16 protein-coding genes are annotated in these 26,271 nt (G+C 64.2%); 6 read left to right on the top strand and 10 right to left on the bottom strand.

Going from position 1 to position 26,271, the window contains the following annotated elements; translation table 11 throughout:
* Positions 1-339 precede the first annotated feature (339 nt).
* From ACCQ05_RS03045 to ACCQ05_RS03030, 4 genes are all read left to right on the top strand, one after another.
* Entirely contained in the window at positions 340-2,082 is a 1,743-nt protein-coding gene (locus ACCQ05_RS03045; RefSeq protein WP_372392884.1) for a ShlB/FhaC/HecB family hemolysin secretion/activation protein, read from the top strand.
* A gap of 23 nt (positions 2,083-2,105) precedes the next feature.
* Positions 2,106-13,478, top strand: a complete 11,373-nt coding sequence (locus tag ACCQ05_RS03040; protein WP_372392883.1) for a hemagglutinin repeat-containing protein — start codon at positions 2,106-2,108, stop codon at positions 13,476-13,478.
* On the top strand, positions 13,453-14,028 hold the full coding sequence (locus ACCQ05_RS03035; RefSeq protein ID WP_372392882.1) for an Imm42 family immunity protein: 576 nt from the start codon (positions 13,453-13,455) through the stop codon (positions 14,026-14,028). Before ACCQ05_RS03040 ends, ACCQ05_RS03035 begins: the two co-directional genes overlap by 26 nt.
* 91 nt (positions 14,029-14,119) lie before the next feature.
* Positions 14,120-15,805: a hemagglutinin repeat-containing protein gene (locus ACCQ05_RS03030; protein WP_372392880.1), complete on the top strand. Its 1,686-nt coding sequence runs from the start codon at positions 14,120-14,122 to the stop codon at positions 15,803-15,805.
* Positions 15,806-15,953: 148 nt separating this feature from the next.
* Here ACCQ05_RS03030 and ACCQ05_RS03025 read toward each other — a convergent pair whose 3' ends face one another.
* Complete coding sequence (locus tag ACCQ05_RS03025; RefSeq protein WP_372360531.1) at positions 15,954-16,475, bottom strand: lytic transglycosylase domain-containing protein; 522 nt, start codon at positions 16,473-16,475, stop codon at positions 15,954-15,956.
* A 427-nt stretch (positions 16,476-16,902) separates the two neighbouring features.
* Here ACCQ05_RS03025 and xopA point away from each other — a divergent pair, with 427 nt between their 5' ends.
* The gene (gene xopA / locus ACCQ05_RS03020) at positions 16,903-17,295 is read left to right on the top strand and encodes a XopA/Hpa1 family type III secretion system protein (protein WP_104542040.1); all 393 of its coding nucleotides are present in this window, start codon (positions 16,903-16,905) and stop codon (positions 17,293-17,295) included.
* A gap of 78 nt (positions 17,296-17,373) precedes the next feature.
* Here xopA and sctC read toward each other — a convergent pair whose 3' ends face one another.
* The 9 genes from sctC to ACCQ05_RS02975 all read right to left on the bottom strand — a co-directional run bounded on the left by sctC (position 17,374) and on the right by ACCQ05_RS02975 (position 24,985).
* Positions 17,374-19,197 carry a type III secretion system outer membrane ring subunit SctC gene (gene sctC, locus ACCQ05_RS03015; RefSeq protein ID WP_372392879.1) on the bottom strand — a complete coding sequence of 608 codons (1,824 nt, stop codon included), beginning with the start codon at positions 19,195-19,197 and terminating at the stop codon, positions 17,374-17,376.
* A gap of 176 nt (positions 19,198-19,373) precedes the next feature.
* Complete coding sequence (gene sctT, locus ACCQ05_RS03010; RefSeq protein WP_228963174.1) at positions 19,374-20,204, bottom strand: type III secretion system export apparatus subunit SctT; 831 nt, start codon at positions 20,202-20,204, stop codon at positions 19,374-19,376.
* Positions 20,201-20,710, bottom strand: coding sequence for a type III secretion protein HrpB7 (locus ACCQ05_RS03005; protein WP_372392878.1), 510 nt, complete (start codon positions 20,708-20,710; stop codon positions 20,201-20,203). Before ACCQ05_RS03005 ends, sctT begins: the two co-directional genes overlap by 4 nt.
* The gene (gene sctN / locus ACCQ05_RS03000; protein WP_372392877.1) at positions 20,703-22,031 is read right to left on the bottom strand and encodes a type III secretion system ATPase SctN; all 1,329 of its coding nucleotides are present in this window, start codon (positions 22,029-22,031) and stop codon (positions 20,703-20,705) included. The genes ACCQ05_RS03005 and sctN overlap by 8 nt, the downstream gene beginning before the upstream one ends.
* Positions 22,021-22,722 (bottom strand): type III secretion system stator protein SctL, encoded by a 702-nt coding sequence (gene sctL / locus ACCQ05_RS02995; RefSeq protein WP_372392876.1) that lies wholly within the window; start codon positions 22,720-22,722, stop codon positions 22,021-22,023. The genes sctN and sctL overlap by 11 nt, the downstream gene beginning before the upstream one ends.
* Positions 22,707-23,336, bottom strand: a complete 630-nt coding sequence (locus ACCQ05_RS02990) for a type III secretion protein HrpB4 (protein ID WP_372392875.1) — start codon at positions 23,334-23,336, stop codon at positions 22,707-22,709. Before ACCQ05_RS02990 ends, sctL begins: the two co-directional genes overlap by 16 nt.
* A gap of 9 nt (positions 23,337-23,345) precedes the next feature.
* Positions 23,346-24,104, bottom strand: coding sequence for a type III secretion system inner membrane ring lipoprotein SctJ (sctJ, locus tag ACCQ05_RS02985; RefSeq protein WP_372392874.1), 759 nt, complete (start codon positions 24,102-24,104; stop codon positions 23,346-23,348).
* A gap of 1 nt (position 24,105) precedes the next feature.
* Complete coding sequence (locus ACCQ05_RS02980; RefSeq protein ID WP_372392873.1) at positions 24,106-24,498, bottom strand: type III secretion protein HrpB2; 393 nt, start codon at positions 24,496-24,498, stop codon at positions 24,106-24,108.
* 31 nt (positions 24,499-24,529) lie between these two features.
* A complete protein-coding gene (locus tag ACCQ05_RS02975) occupies positions 24,530-24,985 on the bottom strand; it encodes an HrpB1 family type III secretion system apparatus protein (protein WP_372392872.1) in 456 nt (151 codons plus the stop codon).
* A gap of 212 nt (positions 24,986-25,197) precedes the next feature.
* On the opposite strand from ACCQ05_RS02975, the gene sctU reads away from it, so the two are divergent.
* The gene (gene sctU / locus ACCQ05_RS02970; protein ID WP_372393900.1) at positions 25,198-26,271 is read left to right on the top strand and encodes a type III secretion system export apparatus subunit SctU; all 1,074 of its coding nucleotides are present in this window, start codon (positions 25,198-25,200) and stop codon (positions 26,269-26,271) included.

The following is a 26,271-nucleotide window of genomic DNA, read 5'->3' as shown; positions in this document are numbered from 1 at the left end:
ACCGATGACCTGCTCGCCAGAAAGATATTGTTTCGCGTCCAATCTCCTTTGGGAATTGGATTCCAAGCTGGCGTGTTATTCGAAATGGGGGCTTCTTATAGCCGCACCCAGCTCGATAGAATCGTTTTACAAAATAATTCAATACTGTCCTGTTGATCGCCAATCATCTTATCCATCGCTCAGCCCCGGCTTTGGTATTTCCCTAGCGCCCGTATCACCCAACGCAATAGCAGGTCAGGATTTTTCCTACAGGCAAGCTCTGCCGCATGCATTAAAATATCGTTAGGGGCGGCGCGGGCGCGTCGAGCGAATTGCATTGCGTAGGGCGGTCATCCGGACATGGATTCAGGCAGGAAAGGACAGGTGCGCATGCGCGCCTCATGGTGTATTGCGTGTTTTGCGGGCATGGCGGTCCAGGTGTCCGCACAGCAGGCGGTCGATCCTGCCGCGCAGGAGCTGTTGCGGCAACAGGAACGCGAGCGTGCACTGCGCGAACAACAGGAAGCGCGGCCGGATGTGCGTCTGGAGCGCACGCCTGAAGACGGGATTGTGCGCCTGCCCGCCACTGAATCGCCCTGTTTCAGGATCGAGCGCATCGTACTCGATGGCCCGGCCGCGGAAAGGTTTCGCTGGGCCATCAAGGCCGCCGATCCCGCCCAGGACCCGGCAACCGGTCGTTGCCTGGGAACCGACGGCATCAACCTGGTGATGAAACGGATGCAGAACGCGGTGATCGCGCGTGGCTATGTGACCACACGCGTGCTGGCCGCCCCGCAGGATCTCACCAGCGGCACCTTGACCCTGTCGCTGGTTCCCGGCCGTGTGAACGCTGCCCGCTTCAGCGAACCCGCCTCTGCGCACGCGGCCATCGCCAATGCCGTGCCCGCACGCAGTGGTGACCTGCTCAATCTGCGGGACATCGAACAAGGCCTGGAAAATTTCCAGCGCGTGCCTACCGTCACCGCCGATATCCAGATTTCGCCGGCACAAGGCCAGGGCGCGGGACCTGGCGATAGCGATCTGGTCGTCGCCTGGCAGCAACGCTCGCGCGTTCGCGCAAATCTGAGCCTGGACGATGCAGGCAGCGAGGCCACCGGCAAGCTGCAGGCCAATGGCACGCTGTCGTTGGACAACCCGCTTGGTCTCAACGAGTTGTTCTATGTCAGCCTGGGCAAGGGCGTGTTCAATGGCGCCGGCAAGCAGACCGATAGCTGGACCGTGCACTACGACGTGCCACTGGACTATTGGCTATTCGGGGTGACCGCAAGCGCCTACGACTACAGCCAGACCGTGGCCGGCGCGATCGAAACCTACGAGTACAGCGGGCGCAGTCGCAACGCCGAAGCGCGCGTGGATCGCTTGCTGTTCCGCAACGCGTCGATCAAGTTCGGCGCCTATGGACGCGGTTGGTGGCGACAGGCCACCAGCGCCATCGACGATACCGAGATCGAGGTGCAGCGGCGACGCACCGCCGGCTGGGAGTTGGGCCTGAATCATCGCCAGTTCCTCGGCAAGGTCACCCTGGACGCCAGCGTCGCCTATCGCCGCGGCACTGGTGCCTTCGATGCCTTGCGTGCCCCGGAGGAGCTGGCCTACGCATTCGATCCCTCCATTCCGCTGGAAGGCACATCGCGCCTGAAACTCATCGTGGCCGATGCACAGGTGGTGGTGCCCTTCCAGTTCGGCGCGCAACGTTTGCGCTACAGCGCGTCCTGGCGCGCGCAGTGGAACCGCACCCCGCTGGCGCCGCAGGACCGTTTTGCGATCGGCGGACGCTTTACCGTGCGCGGCTTCGATGGCGAGCTGACGCTCAGCGGCGATCGCGGCTGGTCGCTCCGCAACGACCTGGGGCTGGCGCTGGGCGGTGGACTGGAAGCGTATCTGGGTGCCGATTACGGCCGCATCGGCGGCCAGTCGGCTCGCTTCCAGCCCGGCGACCATCTGGCCGGCATGAGCCTGGGCCTGCGCGGCGGTTGGCAGCACGTGTCGCTGGATGGCTTCGTCGGCTCTGCAGTGGAGAAGCCCGCGAATTTCCCGACCGACTACACCACCTTCGGTTTCAGCCTGTCCTGGCGCTACTAAAACCTTCCACAAGGATCAGTGATATGAATCGCGTCTACCGTCTGGTGTTCAACCGTACCTTGCGTGTGTGGCAGGTCGCTTCGGAGCTGGTGCGGGCACCTGGTGCAGGCAGCTGCGTCGGTGCAGCACGCACAGGCCAGCTCACCGTCGCACCGCTGCAGTTTGCGCTGCTGTGCGCCCTGGGTCTTGTCGCTGGCGTCGGCGTCGCAACCGCACAGTCCGCCGGCCGTATCGTGGGCGAACCCGCCGCACCCGGCAGCGAGCGGCCCACCGTGCTGACCGCGCCCAACGGCGTACCGCTGGTCAACATCACCACGCCTTCGGCGGCAGGCGTCTCGCGCAACCGTTATTCGCAATTCGATGTGGGCCGTGAGGGTGCAATTCTCAACAATGCCCGTGGCCAGACCCAGACCCAGTTGGGCGGCTGGGTGCAGGGCAATCCCTGGCTGGCCACCGGCAGCGCCAAGGTCATCCTCAACGAGGTCAATGGGCCTGCCAGCCGACTCAGCGGATATGTGGAAGTGGCCGGGCCGCGCGCGGAGGTGGTGATCGCGAACCCGGCCGGCATCCAGATCGATGGCGGCGGATTTCTCAACGCCAGCCGGGTGACGCTGACCACCGGCGCGCCGATCCTGTCCAACGGCGCCCTGGACGGCTATCGGGTCACCGGCGGTGCCATCGGCGTGGGCGGCGCAGGGCTGGATACCAGCGGTGCCGACTACACCGACCTGATCACCCGTTCGTTGCAGGTCAATGCCGGCATCTGGGCCAACCAGCTGCAGGCCAGCCTTGGCACCAACGTGGTCAGCGCCGACCATGCCAGCGTCGCGCCGCAGGCCGCCAGCGGCCAGGCACCGAGCTTCGCACTCGACGTGGGCGCGCTGGGCGGCATGTTCGCCAACAAGATCTGGCTGGTCGGCAACGAACAAGGCGTGGGCGTGCGCAACGCCGGCAACATCGGCGCACAGGCGGGCGAACTGGTCGTCACGGTAGACGGCCGCCTGGAGAACACCGGCACGCTGCAGTCGCGCCAGGACACCCGCGTCGCGGCCACCGGCGGCCTGACCAACGCCGGCACCATCAGCGCTGCCCGCCAGTTGCAGGCCTCCACGGCCGCAGATCTCGATAACCGCGGCGGCACCCTCAACGCGCAGCGACTGCAACTCGATGCGGCCACGTTACGCAATCAGGCCGGCACGATCGAACAAACCGGTCTGCAGGCCCTCGTGCTGGAGGCCGGCGGCCTGCACAATCGCGCTGCAGGCAGCATTGGCGCGATTGCCGCTGTGCCGCCCAGCAATGGGGCAACGCCCGGAACCGGCGGCGACGGCAACACTGGCAACCCGAATACCGGCAGCAGCGATGGCGGCAGCGGAGGCACCCTGCCTCCTGTCAGCGGCCCGACACCCGGCCTTGCGCCAATGGCTGCCGGCGCGGTAACCGTCACCGGCCTGCTCGACAACGACGGCGGCCAGATCAACGCCGGCGGCGCGACCACAGTGTCGGTGGCAGACGGGCTGGATAACAGCGCCGGCCAGCTCGGCGTGTCGGCGCTGCGCGTGCACGGCGATCTGAGCAATCGCGCCGGCACGCTCGCCGTCTACGGCGACGCCGATTTGCAGCTGGGGGCACTGGTCAATGACCAAGGGCGCCTGACGGTGGCCGATACGCTGGGCCTGCAGACGCAATCGCTGAGCAACCGCGGCGGCGAAGTGCGCCATGCCGGCAGTGGCGCTGCCTCCTGGCAGATTCGCGGACTGCTGGACAACCAAGGCGGCATTCTGTCCAGCAATGCATCTGCGTGGCAGCTCGACGCCCAGAACGTCGTCAATGCGCAGGGCAGACTCGAACACGCAGGCACGCAAGGGCTGACGTTGTCTGCGCAGGACTGGTCCGGTGCCGGCGGCAGTATCGTCACGCCGGGCGTACTCAGTTGGCGCGCCGCCAGCGTGGACCACCGCAATGCAAGCCTCAGCGCCACGCAGCTCACGCTGCAGGCGGCCAGCCTCGACAACCGCGGCGGCAGCCTGGTTTCCACCAGTGCGCAACCGGCCACCCTGCAGGTACGCGACCGCCTGGACAACGGCGATGGCGGCACCATCGCCGGCAATGGCACCGTGGGCATACGTGCCGGCACACTGGGCAATGCGGGCGGCCAGATCCAACAGGCCGGTACCGGACTGCTGACGATCGAGACAACGGCGCTGGACGGTCGCGGCGGTCGCCTGATCAGCAATGGCGGGCTGACCATCGATGGCGGGCGCATCGATCTTGCCCAAGGCACCACGTCCGCACAGCAGATCCACCTTGCTGCAACCTCGCTCAGTAACGCCGGTGGGCGCATTGCCTCGCTTGGCGATCAGGCGCTGCAAGTGACGGTACGCGATGGCCTGGACAATCGCGACGGCACCTTGGCCAGCAACGCCGGTATCGGTATCGCTGCCGGTGCCATCGATAACCAGGGCGGCGCCATCCTGGCCGCAGGCCGCGACGATGCCTCGCTGACGGTGAGCGGCACGCTGGATAACAGCGCCGGCACGATCTCGGGCAATGGCGATGTCGCACTGCAGGCCGGCAGCATCGTCAACCGCGGCGGCACTGTGGTTGCGGCCAATGGCGCTGCATTGCAGGTCAACGCGACCAACCTGCTGGACAACAGCCAGGGTGGCCGTCTTGCGGCCAGCGGCGATATCGCTGCGCGCGCGTCCACGTTGGATAACCGTGCCGGCGCGATCGAACACGCCGGTACCGGCACCTTGAACGTTGATGCCAATGCACTCCAGGGCGAAGGCGGCAAATTGCTCAGCCTGGGAACGCTGCAGCTGGATGGTGGCGACATCGACCTGGGCACCGGCAGCACCACCCAGGCAGAGCGGATCGCGGTAGACGCCGCCAACCTCGGCACGGCCGGCGGCCACCTGAGCGCCACCGGCACCGACGCGCTGCGCCTGACCCTGTCCGGCACGCTCGACAATGCAGGAGGCAGCATTGCCAGCAATGGGGCGCTCGCATTGCAGGCTGCCGCCCTGTCCAACCGCTCCGGCACCCTGATGGCCGCCGGCAGCGCCGACAGCCGGCTGGACCTCGCCGGGCAGCTGGACAACACGCAAGGCCGCATCGCCAGCAACGGCAACGCGCTACAGGTACATACGGCGCACCTGGTCAATGCAGAAGGCACGCTCAGCCACTCCGGCACGGTCGGGCTTGAGATCGCGGCAACGCGCGTGGACGGCAACAAGGGCACGATCGTGAGCAGCGGCGCCCTGTCGATCACGGCAACCGACGTCGATCACCGCGAGGCAACCATCGGCGCCGATCGGGTGGATCTGCGCGCGCAGGCGCTGGACAACCAGGGTGGGCGTATCGTCGCCAGCGGCAGCGCTGCGAGCACCATCCACGCACAGGTCTTGAACAACACCAGCGGCACCCTCGCCAGCAATGGCGACCTGACCGTGGACAGCGATGTGCTGACCAACACGCAAGGCACGATCCAGCATGCCGGCAGCGGCCAGTTGCAGATCAACGCGCTGACCTTGAGCGGAAACGCGGGCAAGCTGGTCAGCAACGGCACCCTGCACATCACCGGTCGGACCACCGATCTGCGCAACGCCACCACGTCCGCGCACACCATCGCCGTGGACACCGACAACCTGACGACCGCAGGCGGCCAGCTGTCGGCAAGCGGCAGCCAGCAACTGAGACTCGCCGTTGCCGCGACGCTGGACAACACCGCGGGTACCATCGGCGGCAACGGCGTATTGGCGCTTGGCGCGCAGACGCTCATCAATCGCCAGGGAACGCTGCAGGCCGCGGGCGCTGGGCAATCGGTCCTGAGCATCGGCCAGGCACTGCAGAACCAGCAGGGCAGGATCCTGCTGGCCGGCGATGGGCGGGTGACCGCTGCCAGCCTCGATAACCAGGCCGGCACCGTGCACGCGGCCGGCAACGCACTGCACCTGGATATCGACGGTCTGCTCGACAACCGCTCCCAGGGCCTGGCGTCCAGCGCGGGGCAACTCAATCTGGATGCGGGCACGCTCGACAACACGGCAGGCACGCTCGTTGCCGGTACCGACCTTGCGGTTGTCACCGACAACGCCGTGGTCAACACCGGCGGAGCCATCCAGGCCACGACCGCACTGCGCCTTGAAGGCGCGGGTCTTTCCAACCGTGCCGGCACGGTCATCGGCGGCAGCGCCGTGATCGATACGCGCGCTCAGCGGCTGGACAATGCCGGCGGCACCATCGGCAGCCAGGTCGGCACGCTGGACATCCGCAGCGGCGCGCTGGACAACGCCGGCGGGCGCCTGCAATCGCAGGCAGCGCTGCTGCTGCAGACCAATGGTCAATCCATCACCAACACCGGCTCCGGCGCCAATGGTGGCATTCTCGCCGCCGGGCGTTTGCAGGTGGATGGCGGCGCCCTGGACAACCGCGCCGGCGCGGTGTTCTCGCAAGGCGATACCCGGCTGACTGTGGCCAGTGTCGACAATAGCGCCGCCGGCGCATTGAGCGCGGCCGGCAACTTCACGCTTGCCACGACCACGATGAACAATGCTGGCGGCCGGGTCCAAGGCGGTCAGAACCTCGACCTCACCGCAACAGCTGGCCTGAACAACCAGGCCGGTCTGGTCGCCGCGAATGGCTTGCTCACCTTGAATGCCTCCTCGGTGGACAACCGCAATACCCGCGATGCGGGCGGCACCCTCGGCCTGCAGGCAGGGCAGCTGCACATGCAGGCCCAATCGCTGGACAACCGGCAGGGCCAGATCATCACCAATGCCGCAGGCAACCTGCAGCTGACCTCGGCACTCGACAACGCCGGCGGCCAGATCTCTGCAGGTGGCAGCCTGGACATGCGTGCCGATGCAGTGACCAACAGCGCGGGCATGCTGCGTTCGGACGGCAGCCAGAGCGTGACCGCGCGCAATCTCAGCGGCGACGGTCAGCTGCAATCGCAGAGCAATCTCACCCTCAGCCTGCGCGAAGGCCTGACCAATACCGGCGAGATGATCGCCAACGGCACCCTGACCGTTCAAACCGATGGCGACCTCTCCAACCAGGGCGTTCTGCGCGCCGGTAACATCGAGCTGGCTGCGCGCAACGTCGACAACGCTGCCAATGGGCAGATCACCAGCCAGGGCACAACCCATGTCAAGACCGGTGGCCAGCTGATCAACCGCGGCCTGATCGATGGCGCGCTCACGCACCTGGAAGCCGGCGCGCTGGACAACCTGGGCACCGGGCGTCTGTATGGCGATCACCTCGCCATTTCCGCCGGTGTCGTGCAGAACCACGCCGAGACCGTTGCCGGCGTCACCCGGGTGGCCACGATTGCCGCGCGTGAGCGCCTGGACCTGGGTGTCGGCCAACTGACCAATACCGATCGCGGCCTGATCTACAGCGATGGCGATGCCGCCATCGGCGGCGCGCTGGATGGCAATCGCCTCGCCATCGGCGCCGCACGTCAGGTCGACAATCTCGGCTCCACCATCGAGGTGGCCGGCGATCTCGATCTGCAGGCCACCACCATCAACAACATCCGCCAGAACGTGGTGGTGACCCAGACCACCACCACCTTGGCCCCGGTGCGTCTGGATCAGCCGACCTGGCGCAACAATGGCGAAAACGACACCTCCAACATCCGCTCCACCAGCAACTACGCTGCGCTGGAGATCTACTACCTCAACCCGCAAGACATCCTGGAAGACACCCCCTACATCACCCCGGATGGCTATCAGGTGCGGCGTGCGGTCATCCGCGTCACGCCGCAGACCAGCGCCTACTTCTTCGCGCGCGGCGGCATGTATCAGGCCACCGGCGAGCGATCGCGCATGGATCCCCAATCGGGCACGCTGACCATCTACTACACCGGCCGGCAGGACAACCAGGTCAATCCGGACCAGGTGTCGGCGGGCGCGGACGATCCATTCCGCGAGCTGTCGCAGATCCAGCCCGGCTCGCCGGCATTCCGTTATGCCAGCGACACGCTGCGCTACTCCAACGCCTACGGCACCTGTACCACCGATTGCGTGCAGCTGTGGGCGCAGTTCGCCTACACCGATCCCGACCACATCCTGATGAACCCCCAGGGTACCGGCGGCGGCAGGCTCGGCGACAACGAGCGCTATCGCATGGCGACGCGCACGGTGGTCGAAGACGTGCTGCAACCCGGCGCGGGACCAGAAGCGGTCATCCATGCCGGCGGCACGATGCGCGTCGGTACCGATACCTTGCGTAATGAATACGCCCGCATCGCTGCAGGCGGCGACCTGTCCATCGCCGGGCTCACTCAGAACGCCGACGTGACCAACCTGGCCTACACGCTGTTCCGCACCCACAGCTTCAACAACGTCACCACGGCCTACAACGGCACCACGCGCAGCTGGAGCAATCCGGCGATCTCCGAGCAGATCGGCCAGATCGGCAGTGCCATCACCAGCGGCGGCACGCTGAGCATCGATGTCGGCGACCTGAGCAACCTCAATCAGGGCCGCGATGCACCCAACGTGCGCGATGGTGCGGCGGTGGCCAACCTCAACATCCGTGGGTCGCAGGCGGCCCCCACCGGACCTGGCCATGGCAGCGTCGGTGGCCCGGCCAGTGTGTCCATCGATGCGGCCGGCCGCGTCATCGCAACCGTGACGCAGGCCGCCAGCGGCAACGCCGGTGGCAGCGTGAACACCGTGGCCAACACCGGCCCGGTCGGCGGCTCGCGGGTGGTCGATGCGGCCGGCGGTTCGCCGGACCGCATCGCCATGGGCACGCCCGATACACGCGCCCCCACCGGCAGCCTGTTCACGCTGCGGCCCGCCAGCAGCACCTACCTGGTCGAGACCGACCCGCAGTTCTCCGACTACCGCAGCTGGTTGGGCTCGGACTATCTGCTCAACCAGATGGGCTACTCCGCCGACAGCCTGCAAAAGCGCCTGGGCGATGGCTACTACGAGCAGAAGCTGGTGCGCGAGCAGATCGGCCAGCTCACCGGCCGCCGCTTCCTAGACGGCTACAAGAGCGACGAAGCGCAATACCAGGCATTGCTGGATGCCGGCGCCACCGTGGGCAAGGCCTGGAACCTGCGTCCGGGGGTTGCGCTGACCGATGCGCAGATGGCCCAGCTCACCAGCGACATCGTCTGGCTGGTGGAGCAGACCGTCACCCTGCCCGACGGCAGCACCACCACCGCCTTGGTGCCGCAGGTCTATCTGCGCCTACGCCCCGGCGATCTGGAATCCGGCGGCGCACTGCTGGCCGGCGCCAATGTCGACATCGCGCTGACCGGCGGCCTGAAGAACACCGGCAGCATCGCCGGCCGCCAGCTGGTGTCCATCGACGCCGGGCGCATCGCGCACCTGGGCGGCAGCATCAGCGGCAACCAGGTGGGGCTGCGCTCGGCCAGCGACATCCGCATCGAAGGCGCCAGCGTCACTGCCGTGGATGCGCTGAGCGTGCAGGCGGTCGGCGATGTCACGCTGGCCTCCACCGTGGAAACCCTGCAAGGCGGCGGCTTCCACCAGTACAGCACCACCCAGCTCGAGCGCGTGGCCGGCCTGTACGTCACCGGCGCCCATGGAAACGGTGTGCTGTCGGTGGTAGCTGGCCGCGACGTCAACCTGCAGGCTGCGCAGATACGCAACGCCGGCACCGATGGCCTCACCCAGCTGGTGGCCGGCAACAATCTCAACGTCGGCACCCAGACGCTCTCGCGCAGCACCGATACCACCGCCAACGACCGCAATTTCCAGCGCAGCAGCGAGACCACCCACGCCGGCACGACCATCCAGGGCGCCGGCGACGTGGTGCTGGCAGCGGGCAACGATCTGAATCTAACCGCCGCGCAGGTGGGCGCAGGCAAGGCCATGGCCTTGCAGGCCGGGCGCGACATCAACAGCGTCGCCGCCGTGGACAGCAGCTCGCAGGAGCGCAGCACCGTCACCAAGAGCAATTCGCTGGCGACATCGAACTACGACGAGAGCGTACGCGGCACCCAGCTCGGTGCCGGCGACACCATCGTCATGCAGGCCGGCCGCGACCTCACCCTGGCCTCGACCGCAGTCGCCAGCGAAAAGGGCGGTATCGCACTTGCGGCCGGCAACGACATCAAGTTGCTGGCCACCCAGGAGCAGCATGATGCGGTGGTGGATAAGGAAATCCGCAAGAAGGAAGCACTGTCCGGCAAGACCGTCACCACCCACGACGAAACCCACGACAGCCTGGCGATCACCAGTTCGCTCAGTGGCGAGAGCGTGCGTATCGCCGCTGGCAACGACCTGCTCTCCCAAGGCACGCAGATTGTCGGCACCGGTGATGTCGTGCTGGCAGCGGGCAACAACCTGACCCTGGAGACAGCACAGAGCACGCACAGCGAGGCGCACGACAAGAAGACGGTCAAAACCGGGCTGTTCGGCAGCGGCGGCATCGGTTTCACCATTGGCAAGCAGACGGTCAAGACCGAGGCCGATATCGCCGATGTCAGCCACACCGGCACCACGCTCGGTAGCCTGGAGGGCAACGTCACCCTGGTCGCCGGCAATAAGCTGGCGATCACCGGCAGCGACGTGATGGCTTTGCAGGGCGACATCACCGCCAAGGCCAAGGACATCGCCATTACCGAAGTGCATGACACCTCAAGCGGCGAGCAGCGGACCGAGTTCAAGCAAGGCGGCTTGTCGGTGACGTTGAGCGCAGCCGCCCTCAACCTTGCCCAGGCGGCGGTGAACAGTGGCGAGGCCGGCAAGAAGGCTGAGGGCGACACGCGCATGCAGGCCCTGGCCGGTGCGTCTGCCGCTTACAGCGCCTACGGTGCAGGCCAAGCCGCCAGTAGCGTCATGAACGCAGACACCGCCAAGGGTGCGGCGCAGGCGGCCAATGTGAGCATCTCGGTCACCGTGGGCGGCAGCCAGAGCGAGAGCGAGACCAAGCAGCGCAGCTCCACCTCCAAGGGCTCCACGTTGCAGGCCGGCGGCAACGTCAACCTGATCGCTACCGGCGGCCGCGAAGACAGCAACATCCTGGTGCGCGGCAGCGACATCAAAGCCGGCAACAATCTGCTATTGGCGGCCGACAACAACATCACGTTGGAGTCCGCACAGGACACGTTCGAACAGCACAGCACCAGCAAGAGCAAGAGTGCAGCGATCGGCGTGGCAGTCACCTATGGCGCAGACGGCTTCGCCGCCGGTGTGACCGCCAGTGCCAGCGGCTCGCGTGGCAAGGCCGATGGCAAGGACGTCACCCAGCGCAATAGCCACCTGTCGGCCGGCAACACCGCCACGATCATCAGCGGCAACGACACTACGCTGAAGGGCGCAGTGCTCTCGGCCAACACCGTGCTGGCCGACATTGGCGGCGACCTCACCATCGAGAGCCTGCAGGACACCAGCACCTACGCCAGCAAGGACAAGGCGGTGGGCGGCAGCGTGACCTTCGGGGTGGGCTTCAGTGCCAGCGCCAGCTACAGCAGTAACAAGGTCAACGGCGACTTCGCCAGCGTCACTGAGCAGAGCGGTATCCAGGCCGGCGATGGCGGCTTCAATATCCGCGTGGGCGGCAACACCGACCTGAAGGGCGGCGTGATCGCCAGCACCCAGGCGGCGGTGGATGCCGGCGCCAATCGCCTGCAGACCGGCACGCTGACAGTGAGCGACATCACCAACACCAGCAGCTATGAAGCCAAGGGCATCAGCCTCTCGGGCGGTTACGCCGCCGGCGGCAGCAACGGCAAGGAGGGGGCCAAGACCGAGACCCAGACGCCGCCGACGACCAACAACGGCAGCAACTGGTCCTGGCAAAACCAGGGCAGCGGTGCACAAGGTGCGGCAGCCGGTTACTCCAGCAAGAGCGGCAGCGAGACCTCGCTGACTACCAGCGGCATCAGCGGCGGCACGCTGGTCATCACCGACCAGGCCGGACAACAAGCAAAGACCGGCCAAAGCGTCAGCGACGTGCTGGCGGCCTTGAATCGCGACGTGCTCACCGGTGACGGTGCCAACGGCCTGGTGAAGGGCTGGGACGGGCAGAAGCTGCAGCAGCAAGTGCGCGCCGGAGCGGAGATTACGGCGACGTTTGGGCAGCAGGCGAGTAAGGAAATCGGTGACTATGCTGAAAAGAAGACCAAGGAAGCGTCGCTGCTACGCCTTCAGGCAGAAACAACCACCGACCCGGAACAGCGTGCCGCGCTATTAGGTCAGGCAGAGCAACTCGAAGGTCAATGGGGTGCCAATGGTACGTTGCGAGTGCTTGCCCACGCAGCAATTGGCGGACTGACAGGCGGCATACAAGGCGCTGCAGGCTCTGCTGCGGGTACACTCACCGCGCCTGCAGTTGCAAACGCCTTGAAGAACGCAGGTGTAGGTGACGTACTGATAGATTCATTGACTGCGCTGGCATCGACGACGGTCGGTGCAACCGTCGGTGGTACGGCTGGCGGTACGACAGCAATGAATGAAGTCGCCAACAACTATCTGAGCCACGAGCAACTTTCTATCATTGAAGGCTTACTAGATAGTTGCAAGGGCGACGCCAAATGTAGAGAAGGAGTGATCGCCCGTGCCAGCGCCAAGTCACAGCTTCAAGATGCGCAGATGCAGTTCGCCTGTACGCTTGCACCGTCCAGCGAGGCATGCACATGGCAAATGACACAGGCGATCGGCTACAAGGAGGACTATTACACAGCAGAATCGCTTGGACTCCAGAAAGATTGGCTCAGGAGCGCACAATCGCTAAATTCTTATGTAAATACAGTGCAGGGAGCACCTTTCAGGCGGTACGTTTTTGAAGGAAACGGCCTTGAGCCCATTTACCTTACGCCTATCGAGGGATTTGTAGCAACAACTGGTGAGCGGGCTGAATCCACTTATAATTCAGTTGAGAGAAATGGCCTCTGGTCTAAAGAAACTGCGCTCACGATAGGGTTTGGGCTTGCCGAAATAGCCTCCGCAAAGATACGCGCAATTTTAAATACGGCAAATACGAATGAGGGATTTCGTGTTGCGCCGCGCTCTAACGGAGATGAGAATTCCAACTCGATATCGCAAGCGGCTCTTTCGGGAAACAGTCTGGGACGGAGCAGTCCTTTACCAGTTGCAGTCAATACGACCGCGGCCAATCAGCTCATTTACAGATCAAATGGAAAACACACACCGGGACAGCCAGGCTATAACTACTCAGCAGGAACTGAGCCAAAGAATTCGCTTGATCTTTTTGGAAATTCTGTAATTTCAGGGAAAAAGAGATACGCTAAAGATGATCAGGGTAACGTACACCAATTCACTAACGCTAATGATGGCTCGTGGCACTGGGCGGGGAGCACTGGCGACAAGTCATCACCGCTTGCGAAATCCAGAATACCTAATGATGTAAGAAAATCCCTTGGCATACCTGGTAAAGGATGGTAACGAAATGGTTTTTGGAGACCCCCATAAATTCGCTATTCTTGCTGCCCCTGTAGATAAGTGGACTGATCCAGAGAGCTACGTGAATGGTATTTTTCATTTCATCATTGATGGCAATTTTTTGCCAGAGAAAACGAGGGTCGCCACTTTAAGTGGCGATGCATTTTGTTTCGATGATAATCACCCACTCATATCTTTCCCAGAGAATGAAGTTCTATTCAACGAACCTCCAGCAATTGCGTTTAAAAATATAATGGAGCTAATACTTCCACAGGAACTTGACCCGCATGGCAATTACCCACCTCCGGACGAACGATATAAGGCATCGACTTATAATTTAGAAGATGGCGGGTCTTATGTTTTTGTTGTTTGCTGGGGAGATCGAGTCAGAGTACTAGGTGCGCAAGTGAGCCGTCAAAAGCCTGATGCAGAAGGTGTGCTGCAGTGGGAGGAAGTAATTCCCACAACTATTCATGAAGTCTATTTATCCAAGGACGAGGCTTTGAACATTGCAAGCGGATTTATTTCTAATTTTGGCAAAATTAATACTTAAGCACTTAAATCAGATTTATTTTATTGTTACTTTGCGAGGACACCGTAGTACGAGACAAGGCTGATGTGCGTTGGCTGTCGTCGGCTCAACAGTGCTTGCTGAGGACAATGTCCGTCTTGCCGCAGGCAACAATGTCACCATCGAATCCGCACAGGACACCAGCAGCGAAGCGCACAGTGTTCGCCAGAAGAAGTCCGGCCTGACCGGTGCAAGTGGCGGCGGTGTGGCGAGCGTTGGCTATTCCAAGTCCAGTAGCGACAACCAGCAGTCCACACGTACCGTCACCCAGGTCGCCTCGTCGGTGGGCTCGACCGAAGGCAATCTGGTCGTCAGCGCGGGCAACCAGTTGACCATTGCGGCATCGGATATTGGGGCGGGCAAGGACCTGACCCTGGCGGCCAAGGACATCGCCCTGCTTGCGCGGCAGGACACGGTCGATCACCAGGCCAGCCAATCGAGCAAGTCCAGCGGCTTCTCGGTGGGCGTGACCTACGACCCGGGCGCCTCGTACCGCAGCGCCCGCGACTCGACCACCAAGAACATGGTCGATACCGGTTCGACCATGAGCAAGATCAGCCGCGATGCCGAAGGCGCCGCAGCCGGTACCATGGCCGCGATCACCCCGGTGGTCATCCAGGCCAGCAGCCATCGCTCCAACGCGTCGCAGACCGAAAGCACCAGCGATGCGCGCGTCAGCCAACTTGCGGCCGGCGGCAATCTCACACTGCTCGCCAGCGATGGCTCGATCACCAGCCAGGGCACGCAGATGTCCGCTGAGGGCAATGCGCTGCTGCTCGCCAGCAAGGACATCGTGTTCGATGTCGCGCACAACGCCCAGTCCAGCGGCAATGCCAGCACCGGCAAGGGCTGGGGCTTCAACAATGCCGCCGGCCTGCCGTATGGCAACTACAACCAGCAAGGCACCGGTAACGGGCAGACGGACACCATCACCGGTACCCAGTTGTCGGTGGGCGGCAACGCCAGCCTGACCACCACGCAGGGCGATATCAGCCTGACGGCGAGCAACATCGCGGCCCAGGGCAATGTCAGCCTGCGTGCGGCCGGCGACCTGACCATCCAGAGCGGGCAGGACATTCTCGGCAATGCCAACCAGTCCACCAGCAAGGGCATCGGTACGGTGGTCATCTCCGACACCGAGCGCTTTGCCGGCTACAACAAGAAGAACCACACCGACGACAACGCCCAGGTCACGCAGGTGGCCAGCAACGTCGGCAGCCTGGGTGGCAATGTCAGCCTGACGGCCGGTGGTGCGTACACGCAGTCGGCCAGCAATGTGGTCGCAGCGAAAGATGTCGACATCACCGCTGCCTCGATCCAGTTGCTGACCGCCAACACCAGCAGCTCCGCCTCGCAGCAGGACGACGACCTCAAGATCGGCGCCTTCGCGCGCATCAAGTCCCCGCTGATCGACCTGATCAACAACGTGGACGATGCGCGCAAGTCCGATGGACGCTTGGGTGCGATGCAGGGGATGGCGGCAGCGGCCAATGCCTACCAAGGTGTCAAGGCGGCCAAGAGTGGAACGCTCCTGAGTATCGAGGCCGGCGTCGGCTTTGCGACCAGCGAGAGCAGCTTCAACAGCGCCAGCCAACTCTCGCAGGGCTCCACTATCACCGGCGGTGGCAATGTGAGTCTGAAGACCACCGAAGGCGACCTGCACATCGTGCAAGGCAACCTCAAGGCCGGCGACACGCTGCGCCTGGATTCGGCTCGCGATCTGGTGCTGGAAGCCTGCAACTCCAGCAGCACCGAGTAGCGCAAGGGCAGCATGCCGGCTTCAAAGTCGGTGTGGGTGCCTCGGTGGGCGCACAGACCGATGTCTATGCATATGTGCAAGTCAGTGTGGGTGTAATCCCATACTTTTGGCGACCGCTAGGGGTTGGGGATTTACCGTCTGAACAGCATCATTCGACGACTACCCCGCGCTTGATCAGGATCGAGTGGATCGCATGCGCATATTTATCGCGCTCCGCGGGCGTCTCGGAATGATAGGCGCCTACGGCAGCCCAGGTATTGCCGTATTTGTTCGTCATCTCGCGCAGACGCCACGCGGCGACATACACGCTGACGCACGGCTGCATCAACGCATCCCTGGAGATGCCGTAGCTGGAAAGGCGCCGCAGATGGATCGAATTGATCTGCATTTTTCCATAATCGATCGTGCCGTTGTTGTTGCGGTGGATCGCGTCGGCACGCCCACGGGATTCCTGCCACGCAATGGCGCGTAACACCCAGGGATTGACGTGTTGATAACCGGCGGCTTCTTCAAAACAGTCTGCGCGTGCGAGCGGTGCGGCGCATAACAACGCCACCGCAAGCCACACGCGTCGCCGAGGCGCGTCGGGATGGCGGGACTGGAGTGCGCACCATCGCTCGTCAACGCGAATGTCCCTGGAGAGCCTGGCCCAATGCCGTGGATGCCACATCTGTGTGCCGTGTGCAGATGCGCACGTGGTCGGCGTATTGGTCTCTGCCATTTCTGTCACCTGGTCTTCGTTGATTCCAGCAACGCGACGGAGTGGACACGCATCCTCGTTCGATCCAACTTCCCCGCTTCATCGCGCAAACATAACGTTGCTGTTCGCACTCCGATACGTTGTGTACGAAGCGTCCATGAAATAAGCGAAATCACCGCGTGCTGCGTTGCAATGCAGATTTTTCCTGGCATTTCCCTAGATTCACATGCCCTCACGTTCGCAAGCAAATGCGTGCTTTCGCGTCCTGGCGGATGCATCGCCGTTGCCTCTTCTACCTTGCGGGCGGGGCAGCGTAGCGTCCCCCGAGGTTAGCTTGCCGTTGCAGTTATCCGGCAATCGCAATGCACCCAGTCAACCACATGAGACGGGAATCACCATGGACTCATCTATCGGAACCAACTTTTCGAACTTCAGCAATCTTCATACGATGGGCATCGGGCCCCAGCGAACTCAGGACTCCGGTCAGCATGCATCCTCGGCTGGCTCCGAGCAGCAGCTGGATCAATTGCTTGCCATGTTCATCATGATGATGCTCCAGCAGAGCCAGGGCAGCGATGCGAATCAGGAGTGCGGAGACGACCAGCCACAGGATGGTCAGCAGGGCCTGAGTCCGTTGACGCTGATGCTGATGCAGATCGTGATGCAGCTGATGCAGAACCAGGGCGCCGGCGGCATGGGCGGTGGCGGTTCGTTTGGCAGCAGCCTGGGCGGAAACGATCTGGGTGGCGGTTTCAATCCCAACCTGTCAGGCATTTCTGGCCAGGCCTGATGGGCACTGCGTGCAGGCTGCCGACCCGCGCGGCAGCCTGCACGTTCCAACAGCATTGGCAGCCCCTTGAGACGCTGCTCAGGGCGAGACGATATGCGGGGTCAGCAGGAACAACCGCTGCAGCCGCGACCCGCTCTGCTGGCGATGCTTGAATAGATTGCCGACCAGTGGAATCTTGGACAGCCCGGGCACCTTGTTCAGATCGGTCTGGTCGCTATCGGAAGCATAACCGGCGATCAGCAGGCTCTGCCCCTCGTTGACGAACGCCTGCGTGGTGATCTCGCTGGAAGTAATGACGGGAATGCCATCGACGGTATTGGCGCCCAACTGTCCGTCTTCGATCCGCACATCCAGGCGCATCTGTCCGTTGGTCGAGCCCGGCACCACGCTCGGCAGAACGCGTAGCGACACACCGGCGGACAGGTTGTAGAGGTCGGCGGATGCATAGCCGCTGACACGCACGAATGCCTGCTGCTTGTGATCCATCACCGCTTCCACGTTGTCCAGCGTCGCCACCTGCGGGGTGGAGACGATCTTGGCCTTGTTGGTCTGCTCCAGCGCCGACACACGCGTCATCAGATAACGTCCCGCATCTCCCAGGACCGCCGTCAGGGTGCCGCCCAACGGAGCCGTGGCGCCTGCCGCGGCCGCACTGCTCAAGCTGCCATCATAGCCAAGCTGACCGCCCCGCCCGTCGCCGGTCTGCACATCGACACGTCGACTGTGGAAACGCCAGTCCACGCCGAGATCCTGCATGGCGCCATCGCGGATTTCGATGATAGTGGCGTCGATCTGCAGCAGCTTGGGACGGTTGTCGAGCTGCTGGATCAACGCGCCATAGGCGGCCATCCGCTCCGGGCGGTCGCGAATCAGAATCGCGTTGCTGCGCGGGTCGGCTTCGATCACCGGCGCATCGGACGCCAACTCGCCGTTGCTGCCTGCATCCACAGCCAAGGGCGTGTCGCGTCTGGCCTGACTCAGCTCTGGCCACACACTGGCCGGCGCATTGGCGCCGGTGCCCGGCAGCGGCGGGCTGACCGGCACCCGATCGGACGGCGAGCCACCGCCGAACCACGACGCCGGCAAGCCGAGGATGCCGCTGTTACCGTTGCCTCCGCCGGCCTGGCCCTGAGCACTGTTACCGAAAGTATTGGACGAGCTACCGCCGATCGGTTGTACCCGCCCGAAATTGGCGCCCGGCCCGGGCAGCGCTGCGGTTGATGCGCCACGCACGCCGTAGATGCTGCGCAACAGACTGGCCATGCCCGGCACCTGGACGTCCTGGCCAGCGATGCGGGTGCTGTGATCGGCGGCCTGCGCATAATGCAGCTGGAACACCTGCACTTCGGTGGCGTCGCGTTGGCGTGCGCCCTGCTCGACCTGCTTTGCGATCGCGGTGACGGTATCCACGTAACCCGGCGGGCCGGACACCACCGCCACGTGCGCGGCCTCGTCATAGCGGACGGGGAAGCGCGGATCGTCCAGCCGCATGCGCGCGAGCGCATCGCGCAGTGCACTCGTCGAGGCGGCACCCAGATTCAGGGTCGCACTCTTGGTTTCGTTGGCACCCCAGATCCTCAGCACGGCGCCGTCGTAATACCAGACGAAGCCGAACGTCGCAGACAAATCGTCGAGGAACTTCTGTGGGCTGGCCTCGAACTTGCCACTGAGCGTGCCGGTCACTTCCGGTGAAATCCAGGTGGTGATGGATTGGCTGGCGGACAGGTCGCGCAGCACTTCCTTGAGATCCTTGTGGTCGGCGACGTATTTGAAGCTGCGCGAATGCCACGGCACCTGCGCGGCATTGGCATGCGGCGGCAGCAACGGCAGCAGGCTGAGCAACAACGCGGCGGCCAATGGCGCGCGTCGATGGCGGTGAACTGGAGGACAGGCAGATGCCATGGCGTTCCCTCTGCAAAGCAAATGAAAGAAGTCAACGGAGTGGCGCCCGGCAGACAGGCGCCAGCCAGGAGTTGCGTGCCGCGTGCAGCCGGCCTGCAGACACGGCGTCGGGCAACGCATCGCTGGCGCGTGCGGTCAGTGTAGGCAGCGCACGGCAGTGGATGTCTCAACAATCATCAATTCGCTGCACCCCCTTTTCCGCCGATGTTGGCGGCATCGTGCAATTGTTGCTGGAAGTGGAGGAAGCCGAGTGCATCGCCGGACTGCGCAATGAACACGCTGGTCAGCAATGCGAGCAGCAGCAATGCCAGCACTCCACGGATCGGCTGACTCAGGTTCGATGGCTCCAGCTTGTCGGCAGCGCGGGCTACAAAGCCGATGGCCAGATCCACCAGTACCAGCACCAACATCAAAGGTGCGGCCAGTTTGACGATGGCGGCCATCATGCCGTCTGTCTGCTGGATGACGAAGGACTCGGCGACCGCGCCCATATCCGGCGTGAGCTGGCTCAGCGGCCACCAGCGAAACGATTCGAACAGCGCACCGAGCAGCATCAGCATACCGCCCAGCGCGTAGAAGGACACGATCGCCAGCTGCATCAACACCGTGGACACCGGCGTGCTCTGCTCACCGCTCAACGGGTTGGTCATCTGCACGTTGTTGTAGCCGGACACATCGTCGATGAGCAGGCCCACGCTCTCGGCAACCCAGAACACCGTGGATGCGGCAAAGCCGATCAGCAGGCCGATGAAGGCTTCCTTGAACACCAGCCCCACCAGGCCGGTCGCTGCGATCCTTGCCAGTGCATCGGCCGGTTGCCCGTAGGCAATGAACGAACTGAGCACATAGATCACGCCATTGCGCGCGATTCCGGGAAGGCTGTCCTGTGCCGTGGCTGGCAGCACGAAGAACATCACGAACACGCGCACCCCGCACAGTGCCAGCAGGGTCAGCAGCGACACGCCCTGGGATGACAGCGCCAGCAGCGCGTTGGCGGTGTCGTTCATCGCCCCGCTCCACGCGCGGCGCGATGCAGACGCAGGCCGACCAACGCTTCGATCGCGTCTTCCTCCTCGGCCGCCTCGCGTTGGGCGTGCCAGGCACGCTGCGCGCTGGCGGCTTTCTCCGCATACACCTGCGCCTGCGCCTGCAGCCTGCTCAGTGCCTGCTGCACCTCTGCGACCTTTTCGCGTTCGCTCTGCAGCGCCTGCGTCGCTGCCACCAGCGCCTGCTCTGCGGTGCGGCAGCGCTCTTCCAGCACGGCACGAAAGCGCTGGTGCTGCAGGATCGCCTCGATGCCGATCGGCTCACCGGCGCCGGCTCGATCGGCCAGCGTGGCATCGAACGCGGCCAGACGCGTGCTGCAGGCGCTGGCCTCCTGACTGCAACCGGCGCGCTCGCGCTCGCACTGCGCCAGTGCACGCCTGCAGTCGCTCAGACGCTCCTGCATCCGCTCATGACGGCGCGTCTTCAACTGCTGCAACCTCGCCCAGGTGCTGGCACGCTCACGCATCGTCGATCACGCCGGCAAGCTGCTCCAGGGTGGTGTCGTAGTCGCTGAGCTGGTCGGTGGGCTGGCTGAGGAAGTCGCGAATCGCATCGATCCTGGCGACCGCCTCGTCGGCGACCACGTCGCTGCCCTGGCGGTATTCGCCCACCTGCAGCAGGGTCTCCACTTCGTTGTACTTGGCCAGCAGACGCCGCAGCTGGCCGGCGTACTGGCGTTGCTCGGCAGACACGATCTGGCTCATCACCCGGCTCAGGCTCCCAAGCACATCGATGGCCGGGTATTGGTTTTTGGCGGCGATCTCGCGCGACAGGATCAGATGGCCATCCAGGATGCCGCGCACTTCTTCGGCGATCGGATCGCTGCCGGTGTCGTCCTCGGCCAGCACGGTGTAGAACGCGGTGATCGAGCCCGTCTCGCCCATGCCGGCACGTTCGAGCAGGCGTGGCAGCTCGGCAAACACCGACGGCGGAAAGCCGCGACGTGTGGGGGGCTCGCCGGCGGCCAGGCCGATCTCGCGTTGGGCACGGGCAAAGCGCGTCAGCGAGTCCATCATCAGCAGAACACGCAGGCCCTGATCGCGAAAATATTCGGCGATGGCAGTGCCGACATAGGCGGCCTTGGCGCGCTCGATGGAGGAGCGGTCGGAGGTGGCGCACACCACCACGCTGCGCGCCAGACCGTCCTGGCCAAGAATCATCTCGATAAACTCGCGCACTTCGCGCCCGCGCTCGCCGATCAGCACGATCACGTTGACATCGCACTGCGTGCCGCGCGCGAACATCCCCATCAGGGTGCTCTTGCCGACGCCGGCGGCGGCGAAAATGCCCATGCGCTGGCCTTCGCCCAGCGTCATCAGGCCATCGACGATGCGCACCCCGGTCGGCATCGGGTGTTCGATCAGGCGCCGACGCATCGGGTCGGGCGCCTGCGCCTGGATCTGGACCCAACCGTCGCCAGCGACCGGCCCCTGGCCATCCGCCGGCTCGCCCAGGCCGTCGAGCACACGTCCCAGCAACGCCGATCCGACCGGCACCGCCAACGGACGCCCCAATCCGGTCACGCGCGTCTCGCGCGACAAGCCCACCAGTTCGCCAAATGGCGCCAGCAGCGCGAGATCGCGGCTGAAGCCCACCACCTCGGCGCGTTGCAACAGCATGCCATCGCGCTGGCGCAACTCGCACACCTCGCCCAGGCTGACCTGCACCCCGGCAACCTTGAGCATGGTGCCGATCACCTCGACCACCTTGCCGTAGCGACGACCGAAGACCAGCGCAGCCAGTTCACGCTCGAGCGTTGCCTCCAGCACCGGCAACTCAGCAGTCATCCAGCCTCCCCAGTGGCGCGGCCAGGACGCGGTGAATCACACGCTGGATACTGCGGAGCTGATCGCGCAGATCCGCTTCGAACACGCCGGTATCCCATTCGCACACGCATGCGCCCAGGGCCACACGCGCGTCGCCGCACACCTCCACCGGCATGGGCCAGCCCGCGGCCGCCGCGGCCGCGTCGAAGGCGCGCCGCGCATCGTCCAGTGCATCCGGATGCACGCTTACCCGCAGGGCCTTGGCCTCGTCCAGGGCACCGTCCAGCGCGTGGGCGGCGCGTGCGTACAGCGCAGCGGGGTCGTGCCCGTGGAGAACCTGTGCGCAGGCATGCGCGACGACCCCGGCCAGGCGCTCGCGTGCGCGCCGTGCGGCGTCCACCGCCTCGAAGGCATGCCGCACACCACGCTCGTTCCACTCATCGAGCTGACGGCGCAATCCGGCGGCATAGCCCAGCCGTGCGCTGCGCTCGGCCTTGTTCCGGGCATCGTCGAGGATCGCCTCGGCCTGCTGCTGGGCATCGTCGATCAGCGCCTGCGCGCGTGCCTGGGCGTCGGCCAGCGTCTGCGCGCAACGCGCATGCACTTGCGCGGTCGCTGCGTCCAGGTCCAGCACACAGGCCAAGGCCTCGCGCGGGATGACATCGCAGTCCAGGCCGATCGCCTCCGGGATGGACCTCAGCCACAGATGCATGGCAGCTCCGGCAACAGGGTGGGCAGCGCCTGCAGGAATGCATCGCTCTCGCCATCTGCAGCGACGGGCGCCATCTGGGCGGCGCCCAACGGCAAGGACAGCGCTATCACCTTGGCGATGCAGGGGTCGGGCCAGGCGCCATCGGCCGCCAACCGACGCCAGCCATCGCCGACCCATGCCGCCTGGTCGGCGTCGCGCGGCAACAGCGGCACTGTCGTGCCGGTGGCCGCGCGATGGCGCACATGCTCAAGCACCGCCGGCCCCAGGCGCTGCTCGAACCAGCTCAGGCGCTCGCGCTCGATGCAGCGGCGCAGCGCCAGTACGCGCGAAAACAACGCGCGGCTCATCAACACCTTGGCGAGCAGGTCGGGCGCCAGCATGACCAGTCGGTTGGCCAGTGGCTGCAGCGCAGAGACCTGCATGCTCGAGCATCCCGACCAGGCCTGGATCACACGTGCACGGTGCTGCGCAGGCGCGCGTTCCCAGCTCACCGCACTGACCGGGCCCAGCCAGTAGGCCACCCTGTCTGCATCCAGCGATTGCGCCAGGGCGGACAGGGTCGCCGTCCATTGCTGCAGCCACAGTGCCGCGTTGTCGATCCGTGCCTCGTCCATCGGCCAGCCTCACCCAGGGTGTTTCCTGGACAACGCGCGCAGGCGCTGCCAACCGCCCCAACGGCTTGCATCGGCGCTCGGCCACCAATACAGCGCTGCCGCGCCCATCGCCACGCACAGCGCGCATCCGGCCAGCCACGGCCACGGCCAAGTGCGCTGAGGCGCGGACGCAGAGAACTGCGCATCGCTTTCGGCCCCGCCCGGCACCAAAGTCACGCTGACATTTTCGTATGTCAGCCCTTCCACGCTGTGCATCACCAGCGTCTTGATGCTGGGCACCAGGCTGGTCAGATCGCTACCGACGCGAAACTTGATGAACACAGCAGCGCTGGAGGGTTTGACCGAGGTAGACAGCGGGTCGTTGTTGGGAAGCACGATCTGCACATCGGCCGTGATCACGCCATCGATATTGGACAAGGTCTGCGACAGCTGCTGAGACACCCCGTAGATGAAGCGCACGCGTTCTTCGGTGGGCGTGGAGATCAGGCCGTCCTTCTTGAACATCTCGCCGAGATTTGCATGTCGCTCCCGCGGCATGCCATGCGCGCGCAGCACCTGCAACGCGTAGGCCACCTGGTCGTGCGGCGCGTTGATCGCCCAGGTCTTGCCGTCGTCAGGCGTGAGCTTTTCCGCATCCACACCGGCGGTCAGCAGCACGGCAAGCATGTCGTTGGCGTCGTTCTCGGTCAGCCCGGCATAGAGCTGCTGACTGCAGCCAGACAGCAGCAGTGCGAAGAGCAACACCAGCAGATATCCGAGCTTTCGCATGCTACTGGTTCTTGAACAGCGTCTGCACGGCGTTCTTGCCCGACTGCGCTACGCCGACGCTGACATTGAGATTGAAGCCGACCATGGTCAGCTCATGCATCAGCTTCATTTGTTGCGAGACCATTTCCTGCAGGCCCATGGTTGGCGCCTGTGTGCTGAAGGCATCGATATGCTCGGCGATGGTGCGCACGCCATCGTTCTGCACGTCGACCATCCGGCTCACCATGCTGGGCTCTCCCACGCGCTGCACGGCAGGCGGCATCGGGCTGGAGGACTGCATCAGCGCCTGGAAGCGGTTGACGAGCGCCTGGCTAGGCGCTGCCGTCGGCGATATCACGGACGTGGACACGCCGGAACTGGCAGGGATCGGTGCAACAGGAGGGATGAGCGTCATGGCATGTTCCGCAGGCTGGGGGAGGTTCGGATCAGGCGCGCAGATACTGCGCGCTGGGAACTTCCATCGGCGCGGTGGATTCGTTCACCGATGCCGGCTGCATGGGCGCCGGCGTGTAGCGTCCTGACAGCGCCTTGACCAGGCCAACTGCATCGGCATCGGCGTCCTCTTCGATCAGGCTGTCTGCAATGCCATGCCACGAGGGGTCGCCCACTGCAAACAGGCAGCACGCATACAAGGCCTTGCACAACGGCCTGGAGCCGGCATCGGCCTCCAGCTCGCGCAGCAGGCGCGCACCCTCGAGATAGCTGCCGCGCTTGATTGCGATCCAGGCATCGAAGGTATCCAGCGCCTTCAGCTCCGGCCGCAGCACCCGCACGGCGGCCAGCACCGCTGCGGCCTCTTCGATTTTCTCGTGCGTCAGCCCCACCGTGATCAGTTCGATCAGCCCAGTCACGACCGAACCGGGACATTTGGTCTTTTCCATACCGCACCTCGTCATTCAATGGCTGTGGACAGCATGCGTGCGTAACGTACGCATCGGCGCCAGCCATGACCTTTCAGAAGCGAATATCCGAATACCATCGCGAACAAACACAGCGTGCTTCGTACAGCCACGCACGCATTCGCCCTGAAAGTGGATCGCGTGGCACTGGATCAACCAGAATCGCCAGGCAGCACCCGCGTCCGGAGATCGCCATGTCGGATGAGAAGACCGAAAAGCCGACCGAAAAGAAGCTGCAGGATGCGCGCAGGGATGGGGAGGTCCCGGTCAGTCCGGACGTCACCGCTGCAGCCGTACTGTTGGCCGCGTTGTTGGTGATGAAGCTGGCAGGCAGCTATTTCGTCGAACATCTGCACGCCTTGATGTCGATCGGGCTGGATTTCAGCGCCAATACGCGCGATGCCACCGGATTGAATCGGGCGCTCGGTCGCATCGGCATCCAGGCAGCGTGGCTGACCCTGCCTTTCGTTGTCTCGTGCCTGGCTGCCGGCTTGATCGGCAGCTTTCTGCAGACCGGGCTCAATGCATCGCTCAAACCGGTGACGCCCAAGTTCGATTCGCTCAATCCCGTGAACGGCGTCAAAAAGCTCTTCTCGTTGAGAAGTCTCATCAATCTGCTGAAGCTGGGCATCAAGGCCGCGGTGATCGGTGTGGTGCTGTGGTACGGCCTGCGCGCACTGATGCCCACGATCCTCGGGCTAGCCTATCAACCAACGCCTGACATCGCCCAGATCGGCTGGCGTGCGCTGGGCATTCTGTGTGCCTTGGCGGTACTGGTGTTCGTGGTGGTCGGCGCGGCGGACTGGAGCGTACAGCGCTGGCTGTTCATCCGCGACAAACGCATGAGCAAGGACGAGCAGAAACGCGAACACAAAGACAGCGAAGGCGACCCGGAACTCAAGGGAAAGCGCAAGGAACTGGCCAAGGAACTGGTCTTCGGCGACCCGCGCGAGCGCGTCGCCAAGGCCAAGGTGATGGTGGTCAACCCGACCCATTACGCCGTTGCGCTGGCCTATGAACCGGACGGCTTCGGTCTGCCGCAAGTGGTTGCCAAGGGCGTGGACGATGCCGCGCTGGAACTGCGTGCCTATGCAAACGATCACGGCATTCCGATCGTGGCGAACCCGCCCCTGGCGCGTGCGCTGCATCAGGTCGAACTGGGCGAGGCGATTCCCGAATCGCTGTTCGAAACGGTGGCAGTGGTGCTGCGCTGGGTCGATGAGCTCGGCCGCGGCAACGATGATGGCAGCGGTCCGCTGCCCTGCTAG

This window comes from Xanthomonas sp. NCPPB 3582 (assembly GCF_041475735.2).
GTDB classification, from domain to species: Bacteria; Pseudomonadota; Gammaproteobacteria; order Xanthomonadales; family Xanthomonadaceae; genus Xanthomonas; species Xanthomonas codiaei.
Note: the sequence above shows the minus strand (reverse complement) of the source record. Positions and strands in the feature narration are given on the sequence as shown.

Excerpts from the sequence above, each read along its gene's own strand:
- ACCQ05_RS03045 (WP_372392884.1), top strand. The coding sequence starts at position 340 with ATGGATTCAGGCAGGAAAGGACAGGTGCGCATGCGCGCCTCATGGTGT.
- ACCQ05_RS03040 (WP_372392883.1), top strand. The coding sequence starts at position 2,106 with ATGAATCGCGTCTACCGTCTGGTGTTCAACCGTACCTTGCGTGTGTGG.
- ACCQ05_RS03025 (WP_372360531.1), bottom strand. The coding sequence starts at position 16,475 with ATGTGGCATCCACGGCATTGGGCCAGGCTCTCCAGGGACATTCGCGTT.
- xopA (WP_104542040.1), top strand. The coding sequence starts at position 16,903 with ATGGACTCATCTATCGGAACCAACTTTTCGAACTTCAGCAATCTTCAT.
- sctC (WP_372392879.1), bottom strand. The coding sequence starts at position 19,197 with ATGGCATCTGCCTGTCCTCCAGTTCACCGCCATCGACGCGCGCCATTG.
- sctT (WP_228963174.1), bottom strand. The coding sequence starts at position 20,204 with ATGAACGACACCGCCAACGCGCTGCTGGCGCTGTCATCCCAGGGCGTG.
- ACCQ05_RS03005 (WP_372392878.1), bottom strand. The coding sequence starts at position 20,710 with ATGCGTGAGCGTGCCAGCACCTGGGCGAGGTTGCAGCAGTTGAAGACG.
- sctN (WP_372392877.1), bottom strand. The coding sequence starts at position 22,031 with ATGACTGCTGAGTTGCCGGTGCTGGAGGCAACGCTCGAGCGTGAACTG.
- sctL (WP_372392876.1), bottom strand. The coding sequence starts at position 22,722 with ATGCATCTGTGGCTGAGGTCCATCCCGGAGGCGATCGGCCTGGACTGC.
- ACCQ05_RS02990 (WP_372392875.1), bottom strand. The coding sequence starts at position 23,336 with ATGGACGAGGCACGGATCGACAACGCGGCACTGTGGCTGCAGCAATGG.
- sctJ (WP_372392874.1), bottom strand. The coding sequence starts at position 24,104 with ATGCGAAAGCTCGGATATCTGCTGGTGTTGCTCTTCGCACTGCTGCTG.
- ACCQ05_RS02980 (WP_372392873.1), bottom strand. The coding sequence starts at position 24,498 with ATGACGCTCATCCCTCCTGTTGCACCGATCCCTGCCAGTTCCGGCGTG.
- ACCQ05_RS02975 (WP_372392872.1), bottom strand. The coding sequence starts at position 24,985 with ATGGAAAAGACCAAATGTCCCGGTTCGGTCGTGACTGGGCTGATCGAA.
- sctU (WP_372393900.1), top strand. The coding sequence starts at position 25,198 with ATGTCGGATGAGAAGACCGAAAAGCCGACCGAAAAGAAGCTGCAGGAT.